General features: G+C 45.8%; 20 protein-coding genes. 5 read left to right on the plus strand and 15 right to left on the minus strand.

Going from position 1 to position 18,026, the window contains the following annotated elements:
• The first annotated feature begins 76 nt into the window (after nucleotides 1-76).
• Nucleotides 77-2,383 carry a helix-turn-helix domain-containing protein gene (locus TCA2_RS23250; protein WP_047913993.1) on the plus strand — a complete coding sequence of 769 codons (2,307 nt, stop codon included), beginning with the start codon at nucleotides 77-79 and terminating at the stop codon, nucleotides 2,381-2,383.
• 110 nt (nucleotides 2,384-2,493) lie between these two features.
• Here the strand turns inward: TCA2_RS23250 and TCA2_RS23255 are convergent, their stop codons facing one another.
• The 12 genes from TCA2_RS23255 to TCA2_RS23305 all read right to left on the minus strand — a co-directional run bounded on the left by TCA2_RS23255 (nucleotide 2,494) and on the right by TCA2_RS23305 (nucleotide 12,100).
• Nucleotides 2,494-3,459, minus strand: a complete 966-nt coding sequence (locus tag TCA2_RS23255) for a hydroxyacid dehydrogenase (RefSeq protein WP_047913994.1) — start codon at nucleotides 3,457-3,459, stop codon at nucleotides 2,494-2,496.
• 17 nt (nucleotides 3,460-3,476) lie between these two features.
• Nucleotides 3,477-4,514, minus strand: a complete 1,038-nt coding sequence (locus TCA2_RS23260; RefSeq protein WP_052512280.1) for a tripartite tricarboxylate transporter substrate binding protein — start codon at nucleotides 4,512-4,514, stop codon at nucleotides 3,477-3,479.
• A gap of 37 nt (nucleotides 4,515-4,551) precedes the next feature.
• Nucleotides 4,552-6,021: a tripartite tricarboxylate transporter permease gene (locus TCA2_RS23265; RefSeq protein WP_047914046.1), complete on the minus strand. Its 1,470-nt coding sequence runs from the start codon at nucleotides 6,019-6,021 to the stop codon at nucleotides 4,552-4,554.
• 68 nt (nucleotides 6,022-6,089) lie between these two features.
• Nucleotides 6,090-6,548, minus strand: a complete 459-nt coding sequence (locus TCA2_RS23270; RefSeq protein ID WP_047913995.1) for a tripartite tricarboxylate transporter TctB family protein — start codon at nucleotides 6,546-6,548, stop codon at nucleotides 6,090-6,092.
• Nucleotides 6,549-6,747: 199 nt separating this feature from the next.
• The gene (locus tag TCA2_RS23275; RefSeq protein ID WP_047913996.1) at nucleotides 6,748-7,986 is read right to left on the minus strand and encodes an aminotransferase class I/II-fold pyridoxal phosphate-dependent enzyme; all 1,239 of its coding nucleotides are present in this window, start codon (nucleotides 7,984-7,986) and stop codon (nucleotides 6,748-6,750) included.
• A 131-nt stretch (nucleotides 7,987-8,117) separates the two neighbouring features.
• Nucleotides 8,118-8,546 (minus strand): hypothetical protein, encoded by a 429-nt coding sequence (locus TCA2_RS23280; RefSeq protein ID WP_047913997.1) that lies wholly within the window; start codon nucleotides 8,544-8,546, stop codon nucleotides 8,118-8,120.
• A 103-nt stretch (nucleotides 8,547-8,649) separates the two neighbouring features.
• On the minus strand, nucleotides 8,650-9,150 hold the full coding sequence (locus tag TCA2_RS23285; RefSeq protein WP_047913998.1) for a DinB family protein: 501 nt from the start codon (nucleotides 9,148-9,150) through the stop codon (nucleotides 8,650-8,652).
• A gap of 188 nt (nucleotides 9,151-9,338) precedes the next feature.
• A complete protein-coding gene (locus TCA2_RS26415) occupies nucleotides 9,339-9,779 on the minus strand; it encodes a hypothetical protein (RefSeq protein WP_052512281.1) in 441 nt (146 codons plus the stop codon).
• A gap of 77 nt (nucleotides 9,780-9,856) precedes the next feature.
• Nucleotides 9,857-10,333 (minus strand): hypothetical protein, encoded by a 477-nt coding sequence (locus TCA2_RS26800; RefSeq protein WP_081872786.1) that lies wholly within the window; start codon nucleotides 10,331-10,333, stop codon nucleotides 9,857-9,859.
• A gap of 10 nt (nucleotides 10,334-10,343) precedes the next feature.
• On the minus strand, nucleotides 10,344-10,883 hold the full coding sequence (locus tag TCA2_RS23295) for a thioredoxin fold domain-containing protein (protein ID WP_047913999.1): 540 nt from the start codon (nucleotides 10,881-10,883) through the stop codon (nucleotides 10,344-10,346).
• Nucleotides 10,880-11,422 (minus strand): MauE/DoxX family redox-associated membrane protein, encoded by a 543-nt coding sequence (locus TCA2_RS23300; RefSeq protein ID WP_047914000.1) that lies wholly within the window; start codon nucleotides 11,420-11,422, stop codon nucleotides 10,880-10,882. The genes TCA2_RS23295 and TCA2_RS23300 overlap by 4 nt, the downstream gene beginning before the upstream one ends.
• Before the next feature lie 36 nt (nucleotides 11,423-11,458).
• The gene (locus TCA2_RS23305; protein WP_238546499.1) at nucleotides 11,459-12,100 is read right to left on the minus strand and encodes a hypothetical protein; all 642 of its coding nucleotides are present in this window, start codon (nucleotides 12,098-12,100) and stop codon (nucleotides 11,459-11,461) included.
• 203 nt (nucleotides 12,101-12,303) lie between these two features.
• On the opposite strand from TCA2_RS23305, the gene TCA2_RS23310 reads away from it, so the two are divergent.
• Nucleotides 12,304-12,492 (plus strand): hypothetical protein, encoded by a 189-nt coding sequence (locus TCA2_RS23310; protein WP_047914002.1) that lies wholly within the window; start codon nucleotides 12,304-12,306, stop codon nucleotides 12,490-12,492.
• 87 nt (nucleotides 12,493-12,579) lie between these two features.
• Here the strand turns inward: TCA2_RS23310 and TCA2_RS23315 are convergent, their stop codons facing one another.
• The 3 genes from TCA2_RS23315 to TCA2_RS23325 form a co-directional block, all read right to left on the minus strand.
• Entirely contained in the window at nucleotides 12,580-14,400 is a 1,821-nt protein-coding gene (locus TCA2_RS23315) for an ABC transporter substrate-binding protein (RefSeq protein WP_047914003.1), read from the minus strand.
• Nucleotides 14,401-14,570: 170 nt separating this feature from the next.
• Nucleotides 14,571-15,287, minus strand: coding sequence for a 3-ketoacyl-ACP reductase (locus tag TCA2_RS23320; protein ID WP_047914004.1), 717 nt, complete (start codon nucleotides 15,285-15,287; stop codon nucleotides 14,571-14,573).
• Nucleotides 15,288-15,362: 75 nt separating this feature from the next.
• Nucleotides 15,363-15,953, minus strand: a complete 591-nt coding sequence (locus TCA2_RS23325; protein WP_047914005.1) for an MSMEG_1061 family FMN-dependent PPOX-type flavoprotein — start codon at nucleotides 15,951-15,953, stop codon at nucleotides 15,363-15,365.
• 191 nt (nucleotides 15,954-16,144) lie between these two features.
• On the opposite strand from TCA2_RS23325, the gene TCA2_RS23330 reads away from it, so the two are divergent.
• The 3 genes from TCA2_RS23330 to TCA2_RS23340 are packed head-to-tail and all read left to right on the plus strand — an operon-like array spanning nucleotide 16,145 to nucleotide 18,025.
• Nucleotides 16,145-16,981 (plus strand): TrmB family transcriptional regulator, encoded by an 837-nt coding sequence (locus tag TCA2_RS23330; protein WP_047914006.1) that lies wholly within the window; start codon nucleotides 16,145-16,147, stop codon nucleotides 16,979-16,981.
• Complete coding sequence (locus TCA2_RS23335) at nucleotides 16,978-17,694, plus strand: AzlC family ABC transporter permease (RefSeq protein WP_047914007.1); 717 nt, start codon at nucleotides 16,978-16,980, stop codon at nucleotides 17,692-17,694. Before TCA2_RS23330 ends, TCA2_RS23335 begins: the two co-directional genes overlap by 4 nt.
• A gap of 7 nt (nucleotides 17,695-17,701) precedes the next feature.
• On the plus strand, nucleotides 17,702-18,025 hold the full coding sequence (locus TCA2_RS23340) for an AzlD domain-containing protein (RefSeq protein WP_047914008.1): 324 nt from the start codon (nucleotides 17,702-17,704) through the stop codon (nucleotides 18,023-18,025).
• Nucleotide 18,026 lies beyond the last annotated feature (1 nt).

Here is an 18,026-nt window from a genome sequence, read left to right on the forward strand (position 1 = left end):
ACAATAAGCCGATTAAGAAGGATTCGGCCAAGCCTTAGCAGCACAGAAAAGATTAACGTTAGGAGATGATCGTACGATGAGGTGGATCTGGGCACGCAAGCGTTCTTTATACTTCAAAATATTTGTGAGCTTTCTCACCCTCATTCTGTTGTTTGGGTGCTTCTATGTACTTATTTATAAAATGTTCCGCAATGGTCTTGAACAGGAAATTATGCGCAGCAGTCAGACGCAGACCGAGAATACGGCAGAGAGATTTGCCCAGCATTTTGAGAGAATACAGATTCTGCTCTTTGATCTGTATCACAATCCGGATCTGATCAGCTTTAATAGTGAACTGAACAGGTATGGTATAGACGGAGCGAACTTCTTGAAGGCTAAGGAGGTCATCGAGGAGATTCGAAGAGAGGCATACAATCCGTTATTTATGGTTCAGGATGTCATTGTCCATCTGGATCAGGCGGAGCTTGCGTTTGGCAAGAGCGGCAGCAGCAGCAATGAATATATGTTTGAACGTTTTTATCACAATGTGAATTACACCTTATCCGATTGGCAAGCAGAGCTGAATCAGGAAAATTCATTTCAAATGCTGCCTGCGTCTACCTTCGAGCTTGCGGCTAAGAATATCGAAGCTAAGAAGCTGCTGCCTTATGTGTTCCATTATCCGGACACGTCTTATCAGCTTATTGCGATGATTGATATTGAACAAGCTGCAGATGCATTTTATGGGACCGCAGCAGAACAAGGAAATTTGATGCTGATGGACGAAGCCGGACATATCCTGTACAGCAGGAATGAAAGCGCTCAAGCTGAACAGATTCCGCCATTCGCTGAAGGCGAAAGCATGGTCAAGCATAATGGAGTATATTATTTTAAGACTACGGGCAGTGACGGACTAACCTATATTACATCGACTCCAGACACACAAATCACTGTACAGCTGCAGCACCTGTCCAAGTATTTACTGCTAGTATTTGTCACTTCACTCGCTGTTGCGGTTATCGCTGCCATCGTGCTTAGCCGAAAGCTTCATTCCCCTGTGAAGCAAATGCTCTCAAGTTTGTTAGACCGAACTTCGGGCGGTGTTGCTGCAAGTGAGCATGAAATAAGGAATAACTCCAATTCTGCGGGCCAGATATGGGAATATGACCTAATCCATAGCCGGATTCAGCAGCTTCAGAAAGAAAAAGAGAGCATTATTCACCGGATGAAGGAGCAAAAAGCAGCACTCCAAAGCTACACCTATATGAATCAGCTCAAAAACATCAACACCGACATTAATGAGTGGTCAGATTTCCTAAACAGCTCAGGCCGTTTTCATATTGTTTATTATGATATCCGTTTTCGCCAAGCCGGAATTAAGGCTCGGGAAGAGATGGGCCGGGTTATCCGCCATTTGCTGGAGCATATCCATCTGATCTCTTCCGAATGTGTACAAGATACACATACATTCCAGCTGGAGAGCGATGAAATTGTTTCCGTATTAAAAGGAGCCTCTTCACAAGATTTGGGCTTGCTGCTGGAACGAATCAAGCAAACATTTGATGCAGATCATGAGCATTATATCGTCACCGTTGGCGTCAGTCCGCTGGTTGCGGATGCATCGGGTTTCAACGATGCGTATCAACGATTGCGAAATCTCTCTTCACAAGCCTATATAGCAGAAGAAACTCAAATTATATTCGAGGAAAGAGAGCTTCCCGAGCTTCCTCCCCTGTCTTCGATCATGCAAAAAAATCTACATCAGGCTCTTCAATCCGGGGATGAGGAACGCGCGATGGAGCTGATTCAGGAACTGCTGGTACCCTTTTATGAGCAAGGAGCTGGAGTACAGCAGTTTCAGGAATATGCTCATCTCATTGCTGTAAAACTGATGGAGAGTACCAAGGAGCTTCTTCCAGGTGAAGATTCCTTCCCTGCACTCAAGCTGTGGATGGAAGGGATCAAGCACTGCCATACCCTGTCTGATTATCATCAAAGCTTCCTGTCATTTGTCCATGCTGCATGCGCACTTACCCGGAAGCGCCAGGACCTGTCATCTGAGCCTCTTGTCGTTATGTTCTACGAAATCATTCAGCACAAGTATATGGAGGACATCTCGCTGGATTACTTGTCCGATAAGCTCAATTTGTCCAGTGCTTATCTCTCAGCTTATATTAAAGAGAAGACGGGGATGAATTTCAGCGAGCATTTGCAGGGAGTTCGGATGTCCAAGGCTTGTGAACTGCTCGTGACAACGGATCTGAACGTGAACGAGATCAGCCAGCTCGTCGGATATCATAACATCACCTCCTTCAACCGATCATTCAAAAAGCTGACGAACATGACGCCTGGCGCTTACCGGAAGCAGCATGTCCTCCAGGAGCACAAACGAAGTATTGGGTAAATGTAGCTACTGGCCGCAATTTGGTAACTTTACAAAAAAACACCTTCAATTGAAATGCCTGCATCTTGACGTAATAGGCAGGTAATTCATTGAAGGTGTTTATTAGTTTTTTATTTCGAACCTGCAACTTTCGCGACTCTAAACTCTGAAGCTTCTCCTTCGAGCTCCTTTATCACCTCTGCAGCCACCATTAGAGAGGTTCGATTCAGTGCTTCCTCTGTTGCACCGGCAACATGAGGAGTCAGGATGCAGTTTGATACACTGAATAACGGATGATCTGACGGAGGAGGCTCTTGCTCCAATACATCCAGCACTGCTCCTGCGATTTCACCTGCTTCGAGTGCTTCAACCAAATCCAGTTCATGAACGACTCCGCCACGCGCTGTGTTAATGACATACGCAGTAGACTTCATTCGCTGCAGTGCTGTACGATCAATAAGGTGACGAGTCTCTGGCAATAAAGGAACATGAAGACTAACATAGTCGGATTCTGCCAGCACCTCCTCCAACGTTTTCAGTGCGATCTCATCCTCTGTCGTTGTACCAGGCTCATACATCGGGTCATATCCGATAACATGGAGTCCAAGGGCCTGTGCTTTGCTGCCTGTCAAGCGTCCGACCTGTCCGACACCGATGAGACCTAATGTGGTGCCCTGAATTTCTTTGCCGCCGAATTTTTTTCGATTCCAACCGCCCGAAATGACATCTCTTGTAGCTGCAATAAGTGGACGGCTCACGGTCAGAATTGAAGCCATTACATATTCAGCAACCGATGCTGCATTGGCGTTCTTTGCACTTACAATAGGAATACCTCTAGATGAAGCAGCCTCGACATCAATATTATCCAAACCTACGCCAAGTCGACCAATGACCTTAACACGAGGAAGTTCATCCAGGAGCTCACGTGTAAGTTGTGTTTGATTACGGACAATAAGGACTTCAGCATGCTCAGACGCTTCGATCAGACGACGATGATCTGACCATAAAGTCGGATCATATATAACTGAATATTCACTCTTCTGGAGCCGCTCTAAACCGGTCTCACCCATCGCTTCAACTATGACAATCTTCGCCATCTATACACGGCTCCTCTCTATTTTTTCAGTCCAAATTTATCAGCGAGCTCGCCATAATATTCGGTTTCCTGAGTAATGAACTCATTAAATTCATCCTTGCTCAAATAAGAGGACGACATCTTCATGGCAGCCAATTTCTCTTGAAATTCGGGATCTGCCGCTAATTCTTCCAGTGTGTCATTCCATTTCTGTACAATGTCCGCAGGTGTACCCTTAGGCATGCTTAGTCCAGTCCACCAAGTCGCAGACAGGTTCGTAAAGCCCTCTTCTGTTGTAGTTGGTACATCAGGGAAGTGTGGGCTTCTTTCCGCGCTTTGAATGGCCAGGATTTTTAAGTTACCCGAATTCACCATTGTCGCGACTTCACTTACAGGATGGACGGCTAGGACAGCATTCCCCCCTGCAATCATGGGGAGTGATTCCGCTGTACCTTTGGTTACAATCATACGGGTCTGGGAGATGTCCACTCCAAGCTCGTTCAGCCATTCAGCTACAACATAGGTCGCATATCCTGTGACACCTGAGGTTGTCCAGCTGAGCTGCTCGGGATTTTGCTTGACCCATTCGGAGAACTCGTTCAGGTTCTCCCATTCTGCATCTGATTTCACCGTGAAGGTTGGAGCATCTTCTACAATACGTGCAACGAGCTCCTGATCTTCAAGCTTAATTGCTGGTGAGGCATAGCTCGCTTCCATCATCGAAGTATTAGATACCACATTCGCCAGTACCGTATAACCATCCGGATTTGTTCCAAGTGCATATTGTGCTCCCGTTGTTCCACCTCCACCTGCTTTATTAACTACAGAGACGGGCTGGCCCCATTTCTCGCTGACTGCATCTGCTACAACACGAGCAACGAGATCCACGCCACCTCCTGCGGCATATGGAACAACATATTCTATGGGCTTACTAGGATAATTATCAGCAGAAGAGCCATTTGTTGCTGCATCCTCGTTAGCAGTCCCGCCCCCGCAAGCGGCCAGAACAAACATACTGGATAATACAGCCAGAGTGGTAAGACGCTTTCCTGCTTTTGCGATATATGAACGATTCATTTTACATCTCTCCCAAGATCGTATTTTTATTAACCAATTAAGATATCGAATTTAGATCAGAAGCTCCTGCTTCCACCAGCCTTCTCTTCGTGCGACGAATAAGCAGATTCGAAACAATAATCATGACTAGAGATAAGATTAAGAATATTAGAGCTATTGGACGCGTCAGGAATATCGTAAAATCTCCGGCAGACATGGCAATCGTCTGTGTGAAGGACTGCTCCAACAGAGGACCAAGGATAAAGCATAGGACAAGCGGCATCACCGGCCAGTTATATTTATGCAAGAAGTACCCGATAAAGCCGAATAGCACAGCAATCACAACATCAAACAAGCTGTTCCGGACCGAATAGGCACCAATAACACAGAGTACCAGGATGATCGGCCCCATAATGCCAAAAGGAACTCTCGTCAGCTTAGCCCATACACCCACGAGCGGAAGATTGAGCAGCAGCAGAACCAGATTACCAACGACCATGCTCGCAATAACCGTCCATATAAAGCCCCCTTGCTGTTCAAACAGCATCGGACCTGGCGTTACACCATAAATCATCAGACCAGCAAGTAGTACGGCAAGCGGTGGTGAAGCAGGAATCCCTAGTGAAAATAGAGGAATGAAGCCAGCCGTGCTTGTTGCATTGTTTGCTGCTTCAGGTGCAGCTACACCTTCTATGGCTCCTTTTCCAAACAGCCGTTTACGCTTGGAAAATTTCTTCACAATATCATAGGATAAAAATGAAGTCACTGCGGTTGAAACACCTGGCAGAAGCCCCATTACAAACCCAATTGCACTCCCTGTCAGGGCAGCTCCAGAACTCTGCTTCATATCCTTAACAGAGGGATATACACTGCCTATTTGATCAGAGGAAATGGCTACTTTCTTCTCACCAAAGGTCTTGAATACTTCTGTTATCGCAAACAGCCCAATGATGATGCTGATCATTTCAAACCCGCCGGACAAGGACTCCAAGCCAAATTGATATCTAAACATTCCTGTGGAAGTACCAAGTCCGACTAATGACAACATGAATCCAAACAATCCCATGATAGCCGCTTTGACCATAGATCCTCCGGCGAGACCTGAGGTTACTGTCAACGCAAGAATCATGACCGCAAACAGTTCAGGCGGGCCAAATTTAATAGCTTGTTCCGCGAGAAATGGTGCAAAGAATACAAGTCCGACAAGACCAAGCATTCCGGCAAAGAATGAAGAAATGGCAGCAATACCTAACGCAGGTCCCCCTCTTCCCTGCTGTGCCAAAGGATACCCATCCAAGCATGTAGGCACAGATGAGGCCTCACCGGGGATGTTTAAAAGAATGGCAGTTGTTGAGCCTCCATACATCGATCCGTAGTATATGCCTGCCAGCATAATGATGGCTTGGGAGGGTTCTAGAACTGCTGTAAGAGGCAGCAGGATCGCAATTGCAGAAGTTGGGCCCAATCCTGGAAGAACGCCAACAAATGTGCCAATCAGTGCCCCGAGTGCAGCCATTAACAAATTCATCGGTGTAATAGCACTCGCGAAGCCGCTGCCTAAGGAAATCAATGAATCTAACACGTGAGCACCTCCTGCTACAACCAACTGCCGCTAGGCAGAGGTGTGTTCAGCCACTCTACAAATATGAAGTAAAGAGCCGCTGTTAAGATTAGAGATCCGCCGATAGACCAATACCAGCGAAATTTTCCGATAAGATGGAACAAAATAATGGAAGCGATAAAGGTTGCGATTAGATAACCTGACCAATCGATAAGTGCTACATATAGGAGCAGGACGACAGGAATGACATATATAAGGTGAGATACTTTAACTTCAGATCTGTCATTCGCGGTACCCTGGGATATCCGATCCCCTCTAATGCTCAGCATCATTCCGAATAACACCAATCCAAGTCCGACGATAAACGGAAATACATGATCTCCATTAAATAATGCAATTCGGTAAGCATATAGCTTCCATGCTTCTGATAACGACAGTAAGCCGATTAAGACAGCAACGATTCCGGCAATCCGATCAGCTGCACTAACCTTCATCAAGATCCTCCTCACTTCTAACAAAATATATACGAGTAATATCCATCATTACTTAACAATTCCGATAGTTTAAGTATGTATTTAGGAAGATATTACTTTTTCACCCCTCTATTGTCAACCACAATGATTTCCAGTTCCGCTTCATAATTCCATTTTAAATAAGAAAAGAACCTCTATTATTAGAGATTCTTTTCCAAATTCAAATCATTTCGTATTCTCGGATAAAGCTGCCCATCCGCTTCGCTGCTTCCATGAGTATTTCCTGTTCTTGTACAAGAGCAATTCTGACGTACCCTTCTCCTTCTGATCCGAAGGCTTCCCCTGGGATGACCACCACCCCTGTATCCAGCAGCAATTCACGAGCAAATTTGCGTGAGGTCCATGCCTCTGCATCTCTCTCCGCCACTTTAAAGCACGCAGGAAGCGGGGCCCACACGAACATTGTCGCCTTAGGCTTAGGAACATTCCAGCCTTCGGCTGCAAGAGCCTCTGCAAAAGCATTTCGGCGGGCTTCATACAAGGGCGCGACTCCCCGGTCACCTTTTCCCTTCTTCATCGCCTCTTCCAGTGCCGCAATTGCGGCCACCTGAATCGGTTCAAATACTCCGTAATCAATGTTGCTCTTCAGGTCACGAAGGGCAGATATGACTTCCGAATTCCCGGTTAGAAAGCCAATCCTGCATCCGGCCATGTTAAAGCTCTTCGAGAAAGAATGGAATTCAACAGCGATATCTTTGGCTCCGGGTAGTTCTAGAATGCTCATTGGACGGTAATCATCAAATGCCATCTCCGAATAAGCCAAATCATGCACTATGAGCACGTTCCATTGTGTCGCAATCCGAATCAATTTCTCATAAAATGCTGTATCCGCTGTCACGGCAATGGGGTTTCCTGGAATGTTAAGCAGTATGAATACTGCCTCCTCCCATACTTGATCAGGAATGCTGTCTAAATCAGGAAGAAAATGGTTCTCTTCCTTCAGTGGAAGATACCAGGGCTTTACTCCCGCAATGGCAAGAGAACCGGAATATATCGGATATCCGGGATCCGGAACAATGGCCAAATCTCCAGGATTACATATAGCCTGAGCGAGGTGTGCCAGCCCGTCCTGAGAGCCCATGAGTGCAAGAAGCTCTGTATTCGGATTGACATCCACCTCAAATCGATGCTTCATCCATGCAGCTGCCTGCTGACGAAAGGACAGAGTACCGGAAGTGCCCGGATAAGCATAACTACTCTCATCAAGTACGGCTTCACTCAATACGTTCCGAATATGTACTGTAGGTCCGCGGTCAGGACTTCCGATCCCCAGATCAATAATCTCTTTGCCGGAAGAGCGTGCTTCTTCTTTCCATTCTGCAACTTCTGTAAAGATAGACGAGCCTAAATGTGATAATTTCTCTGCCCGCCAGGATCGCTTAGTTCGTTCAAATGTCAATGCAAGCACCTACTCTTTTTTCATCCATTATAGCAGGCAAAATAATAGATAAAAACCCTGCCAGCTAAGGAGCCGGCAGAGTCATATATTTCATGAATACTCTCTATTACAGCTATCAAAAATGAACTAGCTTATACATTATCAGATACAAGGGTGCCGCTGAAGCTCTCTGGCCCTACGCGTACGGCTCCAAGTAAGTTGGACGTAACAAAAGCCGTATACGTTAACTGAGGTGTTACGGGTGGATTAAAATCTGCTGCATTAAAAGCAATAACCTGAGGAGCAAGCACACTCAGATCAAACGTTGAAGTCGCTGAATACACAAGAGGATCTGTTGAAGCTGTCCCTCTGACGATTGTAATGGTAATTCCTACGAGGGCAAGTGGAAGCTGCAAAGTTATAGTTCCTTGTAATACAACACGAGGGTTTGTACCCACTCCTGCGGTTTGAAGCCCGATTTGACCAAATAATTGCGGTGTACTAATAATCAGAATCGGGATTGCAATGGAGTTGGCAAAGCTGGCATTCTGTGAAGTTCTTGCATCTACAAACTCAGCCATAGACCTTACCTCCTATTCTATTAAGATACAATATATTATGTAATATGGCAGATTTGGTATGGGTAATTAATAGGAGGTAAGCATCTATATATATCACTTCGTGCTAGACATCTTTAGTCTGAACGGACTGAGGCTGAATGAGTCCTCTTCCTATTACGTTTGCAGATAGAGGAGCCTTACCCATCTCCCTTGCCCACACTGATATTTGTCCTAGATGATGGATCTGGTGTGCAATGGTATGTCGCATAATTTCTCCCCATGCATCGACGTGCACTTTACCCGATGGCTCGTGAAAATAAAATGGAGTTGTCTCCAAATTATCGTTCCAATTCTCAATAAAGTCTTTGATGTCCAGACGGTAACGTCGATCGAGCTCCTGAATCTTGTCCACAGTGTTATATTCCTCGAAATTTTCCTCATCATGAGGTTTTTCTTGCATCATTTGAATCCAGCTCCACTCCACGTCGATCATATGAAAGAGAGTTCGCATGATGCTGCCGACTCCGCCGGTCCGCTCTTTCACCAGCTCCTCATATGGAACTTCCTGGCACCATTCATACCACTGATCTCTCAGCAGCCAATTATGCTTAAACCACAGCTTCATTATAACAACCTCCTGTAAAATAGTAGAACTCTTTGCAATCATATCAAATTATTCGCCGTTTGTAAGCACATATGTTCTTAATACACTAGATGAGTACCGTTAAATTCAATTGCACGTCGATCCAACACATCAAGAAAATAAAAAACTGCGGAGATTCCGCAGTTTTATAACCAGCATTCCATTTTGAACTACATCAGCAAACTGAGCGTAAGCAAATTGAATAATGTAAGCGGTAAAATGACGTTCGGGTTAGGACCTGGGCCGAAACCTGGGCCATATCCTGGGCCCGGTCCGTGTCCATATCCCGGTCCGCCGTGACCAGGTCCATGACCCCCACCAGGTCCCCAGCCCGGGCCAGGTCCTCCATGTCCGGGTCCTCCAGGTCCAAATCCAGAGCCAAACCCAGGGCCGCCGAATCCCCGCTGTTCATGAAGTCTAATATATACATGATGCGGGTCTACATTTACAATCGTACCTTCAAACGTTTCCCCGTCCAATGTTTGTATGCTGACGTCATAGTTCAAGAATTGCTCACATGATTCCTTTACATAGTGCCGATACTGCTTCAAATAATCCGCGATCTCATGTTCACACTGAAACATCAATTGACGTTCACGCTGATTAGACATGACGTTCCTCCCTATTCTCATCTTGATAGACAGTATATGCACACGCCCAGATATAAGTGTTTGATCACCCGAAGATGTCAGTATAATAAGGTCGATTGACATCCACAAATCACATATTCACCGTTAATCCGGGCATCTTGATAACACCAATTTCCTGGCGTATAGGGCTTAACATGCTGAGACACACAATCGGTGCATTTACTCCTGAACCCTACAGGGTCACTGGTGTACCACCATCCCGAAGGATGCGGACACAAGCCCCTGCAGCCCATGAGTGCGTTATATGTTGTGCAAGTCACATAAGTGGAAGGACAGGCACCGTCAGAACCACAATCACGACACAGCTGACCATGTGGAGGGAAACAGCCTCCCGACAGATAAGAAATCTGGGCTGTACCCCGATCCCGAATGAACAGCCTGGCTAATGCTGCGGCAATCGCCCCAGCAGCTTTGTTCAACACTTTTTTCAGCCCATGAGCATGATTCCATGCTCTGACTTGTCTGCTGATGTAGTCCTGAATCTGTTCGTCTTTATTTTTTGGATTACGCCACATACTTCACCTCTCATGAAGCTCTTGAAGCCTTAACATACTCCTCCAGCTGGTCTCTGCTGTTAACCAGGCCTTTATGCTTAATGATGCCGTTTCTGTCGATCGCATAGGCGAACGGTGTGACCTGAACATCCAGCTGATTTGCTAAATCTGGATTTACCAGCATCACTTCATCTGTATAATTAATCTTTCTTACATACTCAGCGGCAAACTCAGCCGTTGAAAACAACAAGAGAATGGGCTTCACCTCATTTATTTCCGCAATACGTTTAAAATCAGGCATAATCTCTGCGCATTCTTTGCAGGTGGGAGAACCAAACAGCATTAAGGATGGGGAACCGAGCAACTCGACCGTTGACCATTCCTCTCCTTCTAAACGGAAGGCTGCAGCTTGAGGGATCTTATGTCCAATTGGAATTCCAGACTGATTCACTCCTCGGGCCGTTCCCATAATCATAATTCCAAGCTGCCTGAACAGCACCAAATTCAGAATGACGAGCGGAACGACGAGCAGCCAGAGCATGATGTACGACAGCCAAAATAAAGTATTCAATCTCCGCCTCCTCTCTGCTTAACGACGACTTGCCGGTTAAGACGGGCAGCAGAACGGTAAGCTGTAGTGGCATATAGTGCATCAGGAACGCCTACAGCAATGAATAGAGCGAGCAGCATAACAATCATATAGATAAATGCACCTTCTAGCATAATAACGGGATCGTAGATCGGATAAGTCAAATAACAGATTATAATGCCAGCACAGACAAACGACAGATTCAGTAGAACAAGCTTATAGCTCAACCTGGAGTTCACCTGTGGACCCAGGCAGCCACATTCTACCTTGCCTTTATTACGCATAATGATCAGAACCCCTACAGCTTGGGACAGATACACCAATGAAAGAAGAATGAAGCTGAGGGGGGCTTGGTAAATGAAGACGATAAGTGCAGTCAAAATTTGCACACTGATAAGTAAGTCATAGAGGAATGGATGAGCTGGAAAATTACTCGGATCGCCTAGTGCTTTTCCCCAAAAGAAGCTTGCTGACGACATGAGTAACGGAAAGGTCATGAGGACAGTAAGAAATCCGTACATATCGCTATCACTCCATTCCACATTGGCTTTGTAACGTTAAGAAATTAACAGTGCCGCTATGGAGCCTAAGATTAACAAGTAAGACAACGTCAGCCTTGTAGCGGTGAGGAATGTATAATGACCCGCTCTTTTTTCAAGCAATCGATACACCATTGACCTGACCACCGGGATACTGTATACGATCCCTCTTATACATCCAAAAGCACATCCCGCTGCAACACTTGCCCACCAAGGTGTTGTGAATAATGAGACAAAGACATAAGTGTGAAACAATACGCCTGCCTGTAATGTGATGAAGCCAAGCCCTAATATATTTCCCCACAAGGCCGCGGTGCGGTAATCCGCCTTGCTGATCCACGATGAAGGCACGATAAAATTACCCGAGGGCAGAATTGCCGACTTGTTGAACATCTCGAGCAGCAGTACGATAACAAACCATGTGATTAGAATAGGCTCGGAATAAGCAGAGAGCGTCGTCAAGCCAATGACTGCATTCAGCCCGCTGATGATTAGTCCGGTCGCCGTCCCGCCTGCCATGCAAGAGATAATGTAAATGAATGCATACTTCATTTTGCTCCCCTTCGTATGCTCAAGACTCCCAAGTACGTTAAGTCCACAGGTTGTATCTACACTGGCAATCGCCGAACCTATGGCAAACAGGAACAGAATAATTAGCACAATAGGAGTTCTCTCCTCCCTTCAAATGCTCTTTGCGCCCCATCTAGTTCAGCATATGAATCATTAACGTGATTTATTTCTTAATTCAAGAATGTAGCCTATAAGCTGAACGGTTAAAAGGTGAAGTCTTTGCTGTAAGGTTTACACTTTTTAGCAGCGACGCACAGCCTCATAATAAAGACATCAAGAAGGAGGTCTTTATTATGAATGATTACACACAACACAAGCTGCACGAATACCAGCAGCAGATTTGGGAACATGAGGATCGACTAGGGATTCTAAGAGCTTATTCAAGCAGCAGAGCAAAGAGAAGAATGCTTCATAATTCACACTTCCGATTTTTTAATCGGAGTCTGTTATATGGTTTCTTTCGGAAGCGCCGGTCACGATAACCATCATCCGCTTGAATAATGAACGATTGTATGTAATCAACTCAAAAAGAGCAGGTCTGCTATGATGCAGCCTGCTCTTTTTATTGGTTAAGATTTCCATATTTCTTTAAAATCAATCCATCCGAGTGAATTAATAGCTACGCCTTTAAAGGAAGCATCGGATTGGATTTGGAAGCTGGAATGATTAAGAAACAGAACTTGAGCTTCTCTTCTCAAATATTCCTCAATCTCTTCGAGTATGGCCATTCGTTCATCGGCCCATCTGCAAGCCAGCGCATGATCGATTCGCTCATGTACCCATTCCGTAATACCGGGGTCCAGTAATTCTTTTACATAGCTGCCGTGCTGCTCATAATTCTCAATCAGGCACACCTCTTCACCCGGAAACACGACGGAATGAATGATACAGTCCAGTTCTTCTACTAAATGATCAGCAAGAATATTCGTCATATCCCTGGCAACGACAATCACCTTAATATTTAGATCAGCAAGTCTGGATTGAACCCATTCTGCGTCACGCAAATGCAGTCCATAGCTGCCAATGACGACCGTTGATCCGTCGTAACCCGATTCCTTCAATAACTGTCTGGCATGCAGTTCATCCACAACATGAGCTTGCCTTGCATAGCGGTTGTCCGCAAGAAAGGAGTGTGCCGGATGGGAGCGATGTTCTCCTAAATCCTCTATCATTCTTACTCTATCCAAATACAGGTTAACCGCTTGACGAAACTTAGCGTTCTGCTGACTCCCCTCTTTTGTCATATTCCAGGTAAGAAGTCCGGTACAGTAATGCTCGGAAGCAATATGATCAAACGACTTCGTGTCCTGCGAATTTGAAGTATCCTCAGCAGCACTAGTGTCCATCTCATTCTCAGCAGTCACACGGTTCAGACAGCTCCATTTTCTGGACGAGCCTCCGATCAATCCCGCCTCCTCCGGCAACGTAGCCACGATGACGCTGTCCAAGTATGGCCGACCTTGATAGTAATAAGGATAAGCGTTCATCGTGAAGCAGCATTCCGTCCATTCTGCAAATTGAAACGGTCCTGTTCCAACCGGATGCTCCCAATACTTTTCTTCAGAGAGTCCTGCATAGTCCTTTGGCAGAATCGACATGGATACCGCTGTCACAAATCGGAGAAAAATCCAGTTCGGACGATAAAATACGAAGCGAATGGTATGCGATGAAGGCGCCTCGATCTGCTTCAGAGACCGGAGAATCCAGCTGTTTCTTCGATCTGAGGCAAGCCGCTCCATCGTAAAGCGGACATCTTCAGAGGTTAACTTTGCTCCATTATGAAACAAGACACCCTTTCTAAGATGGAACGTCCACTCTGTAGCATCTTCATTGGATTCCCAGTGGTGCGCCAGTGCCGGAATAAACCGCTTTGTATTGATATCATAGATCACAAGCCGGTCAAAGAGCTGTTGTATCATATGTGCGGACAGGCTGCAGAAGCAATCGGCAGGGTCCATGGTATGGATGGGCCGATAGATCGGGATTCTTAGTACATCCTTGGTTTCGCTGCCCGTTTTGTGTTCTTTTTCAAGTCCAAAATACCCGTCCAGCCAAACAGAAAACTGATCTATTGAATTCCCTTCACCATGAGCATGGAGCAGCTCGAAGGCGGGTTTAAATTGTCCTCTCTCCGCAAGATCTTTAGCCATCATGAGCAGTATTTCTTCCCGATCCACAAGGAATGTAAGCCTTGAACGATTTCCCCTGCCTCTGCCTGATACGAAGCTGATCCAGCCTTGTTCAGTCATTTTTCGTATAACCAATTTCGCATTTCTCGTTGTACAGAACAGAATCTCAGCGATTCGCTCAACCGTAACCTCAATCGGGATATCGCCTGCTCCCTTGTTATGAAGCTTCTGATTTAGTGTTAGATATTGCTCATACAGCATGATCACTCAGCCCCTCCTTCGGTCAGAGAGTTACCTATCCATATATTGTACTCCGTCGTAGGGAGCTTAGGAATTATTTTTTTCATCATAAAAAAACCATCCGCAATTGATTGCGAATGGTTTCTCTTATCGTTAATATGTGATTAATACACAGCTGCTCTATACCAACCTTATGGGTTAGTTGACCACATGCCGGCTGATTTAATGAAGATGCGTGAATTCAGCTTCAGCTGTGCCAGCATATACTCAGCAAGATCTTCTGGCTGCATTACTTTCTCCGGGTTGCCATCTGTCAGGTTCAGTTCTACCGCCATATCGGTTGCAACTGTGCTCGGAGTAAGGGCGCTCACACGAATATTGTGTTTTCTTGCTTCGAGCATCAGAGATTCTGTCATCGCCAGTACTGCCGCCTTCGATGCACTGTAAGCGCTGGATACTGGAGAGCCCTTCTGTCCTGCGGTAGAGGATATATTGATGATGTCACCACTGTTGCGCTCAATCATTTGCGGTAATACCGCTCTGGTTACATAATAAACACCCAGGACGTTCACTTTAATAATTTGCTCCCACTCTTCTGGCTCAAGCGCAAGGAACCCGCCAAATTTGCCGATACCGGCGTTGTTGATCAGAATATCAATGGGTCCCAGTTCATTCGTAATGTGTTCCACCGCTTGATTCACAGATGCAAGATCAGCCACATCGGCGCTTGCTAGTGATACTCGAACTCCATATTCAGTCAGCTCAGCAGCTACCTTCTCAAGGTTCTCAATACTTCTTCCAATCAGTCCAACATGAATACCTTCCTTGGCAAAATAAATGGCGGTTGTTCGGCCAATTCCTCTTCCGGCTCCCGTAATGAGCGCAGTTTTACCTCTTAGATCCTGCATGCAGCTCCACTCCTTTATCTGTATCTCAATTTTATGTGAGCGACAGTCTACTCCATTATAGCTTTTTCCGCTCCCTTATTTCCAGCCATTGATCGCCAGATGTGCCTTGAACATCTCGCTCGTATTCGGGTGCTCTTCCTTGGGAATCCATTGATCCTGGCTCCAGAGACCTGCCTGCTTAAAAGCCCGCGGACAATGCACGAAGCATTCTTCAACCTCAACAACAACGGCAAGCCCCGTCGTTTTGCCGTCCCAGCCTTGAGATGCAATAAACTCCTCATTTCTCGTAATGACCGCTCGTCCGTTAATTCGAAGGACATCGTTGGAGCCAGGAATGACGACAATCATGCCAACCTGTGGATTCTCAATGATGTTTTGCAGCGAATCCGCTCTGCGATTACCCGGGCGATCTGGGAAGGCCAGATGCTTCTCGTCCAATATCTTCACAAAGCCTGGCTCGTCTCCACGCGGGGAGACGTCTGTCTTGCGCTCCAAGCTGGAGGTAGCCAGAAAAAAGATCGAGGATTTGGACACATAATCCCGAATGGTCTCATCAATTACACTGATCGACTTCTTCACAATCGCTTCATGTGGCTGATCTATGTTCTCTCTCAGCTGTTCAGCAGAGGTAATTTGATCCTTCGTCCATATCGGCTCGTTGTTCATAACGTCCCCTTTCGCTTCCTCGGTATGTAATGTTTTTGTTTCCTTTTATTATAGACTCTACAACAGAGTCACTTCAAACCCATTTCAAGTGCAGCAGAGAAGAACCTGAAAATATATTGACAATACTCCATACCTTACCTATAGTGATTGGTACACTAACTACTATCACATCAAAGGAGACAACTGACCTTATGGACGAAGAAATCTATCGATCCCTTCAAAAATTGGGCTACTCCGCCTATGAATGCAAGGCATATATCGGTCTATTAAAGCATTCACCTATTACAGGCTACGAAATCAGTAAACGTACCGGTGTACCGAGATCAATGATTTATGAAGTGCTTGGAAAGCTGCTGGATAAAGGAGCTGTTCACACGGTACCCAGTGATCCAGTAACCTATGCTCCGCTGCCAGCGAGAGAACTCATCCATCGGACTCGCAGTGAATTTGAGCAATCCTTTCGGTATCTCGAAACGAAGCTCACCGCTCTGGAAGGAGAACGAGAGGTAGATGTCATCCATCGTATTCACAGTGATGCACATGTCATTGCCGAGATGAACTCGATGATCAAGCAGGCTGAAGAAGAACTGTGGTTCTCCATATGGGAGAACGAATTTTTATATATACAGGATGAAGCAATGATCAGGCAGGAGCAGAAGCTCCCTATTTACGCCATCGTATTTGGTCCCGATCAGATGAAGCTCGGGTTTACAACTCATCATAATTACATGTCTCCTCAGGTGGCAGAAGAACGCATGGGCGGCAGACTAACGATTATTGCCAGAGATAATAAGGAAGTGCTGATCGCTAATTTCTCACCGGGGTCAACCGCGTGGGCTATCAAGACAGAAGATCCTGCTCTCGTCCTGGTTGCCATGGAATACATACGCCACGATATTATGTTCTCCGAGCTTGTTAAGGAAGTCGGTTCCGATAAGGCAGAAGCATTATGGAGAGGACACAAGGATCTGTATCATGTTGTAACGGGCAAATGGGCAGGGAATCAAACGGAGGATTTGGAGAAATGAGCATTCAAGCTAGAAGCAATATCCCCATGCCTAAAGATCAGAATTCATTTCTGCAAGGCGTCAAAGATTGTGTTCCCACCCTGCTGGGTTATATGAGTATTGGCTTTGCCTTCGGAATTGTAGGCGTATCATCGGGGCTTAGTATATTCGAGATTGCTCTTATGTCCATTCTTGTCTATGCCGGTTCTGCTCAGTTCATTATTTGTGCACTGCTCGTTGTGAACACGCCGGCTTCAGCCATTATTTTAACTACTTTCATTGTAAATCTAAGACATTTTCTGCTTAGCCTGACGATCGCTCCCTATCTGACGAGATATTCGATCTCCAAAAATATCGGCTTCGGTGCACTCCTTACCGACGAAACGTTCGGGGTAGCAGCAAATCGTATTGCAGAACAGGGCTCTCTATCAGGAAAGTGGATGAATGGACTTAATCTGACGGCTTATTTATGCTGGATTGCAGCGTGTACCCTCGGGGGAATATCAGGACAATGGATCGCAAATCCGGAAGCTCTAGGACTCGACTTCGCTCTTGTTGCCATGTTTGCCGCTCTGCTTGTCCTTCAGCTCCATAGTACCGAGAGATCCAAGCTGAAGCATCGCCTATCCCTCGTTCTATATATGGTCATATGCATGATCGTGCTCTCTTATCTCGTACCGTCCCATGTGGCCGTATTACTCTCCACCATCCTTGTAGCAACGATTGGGTGGTGACTGAGCGATGAATACTAGCATGACGATGATTTGGCTGTTCGTGGGATGTGCACTTGTTACACTGCTTCCGCGGATCATACCTTTCATTTTTGTTCGAAGTGTCCGTATGCCAGATGTTGTACTGAAGTGGCTCTCGTATATTCCAATCTGTATTTTGTCTGCCCTCGTTGTTGAGAGCATGATAACAGAGACTAATGATCAGATTACAATCGATTGGAGCACCGTCATTGCTCTTGTTCCAACGCTTGTAGTTGCGGTATGGACCAAGAGCTTGTCTGCGACGGTCATTGTGGGCGTTATATGCATGGCCGTCTTAAGACTATTTTTCTAAG

It is taken from the genome of Paenibacillus sp. TCA20 (assembly GCF_000732325.1).
Classification (GTDB): domain Bacteria; phylum Bacillota; class Bacilli; order Paenibacillales; family Paenibacillaceae; genus Paenibacillus; species Paenibacillus urinalis.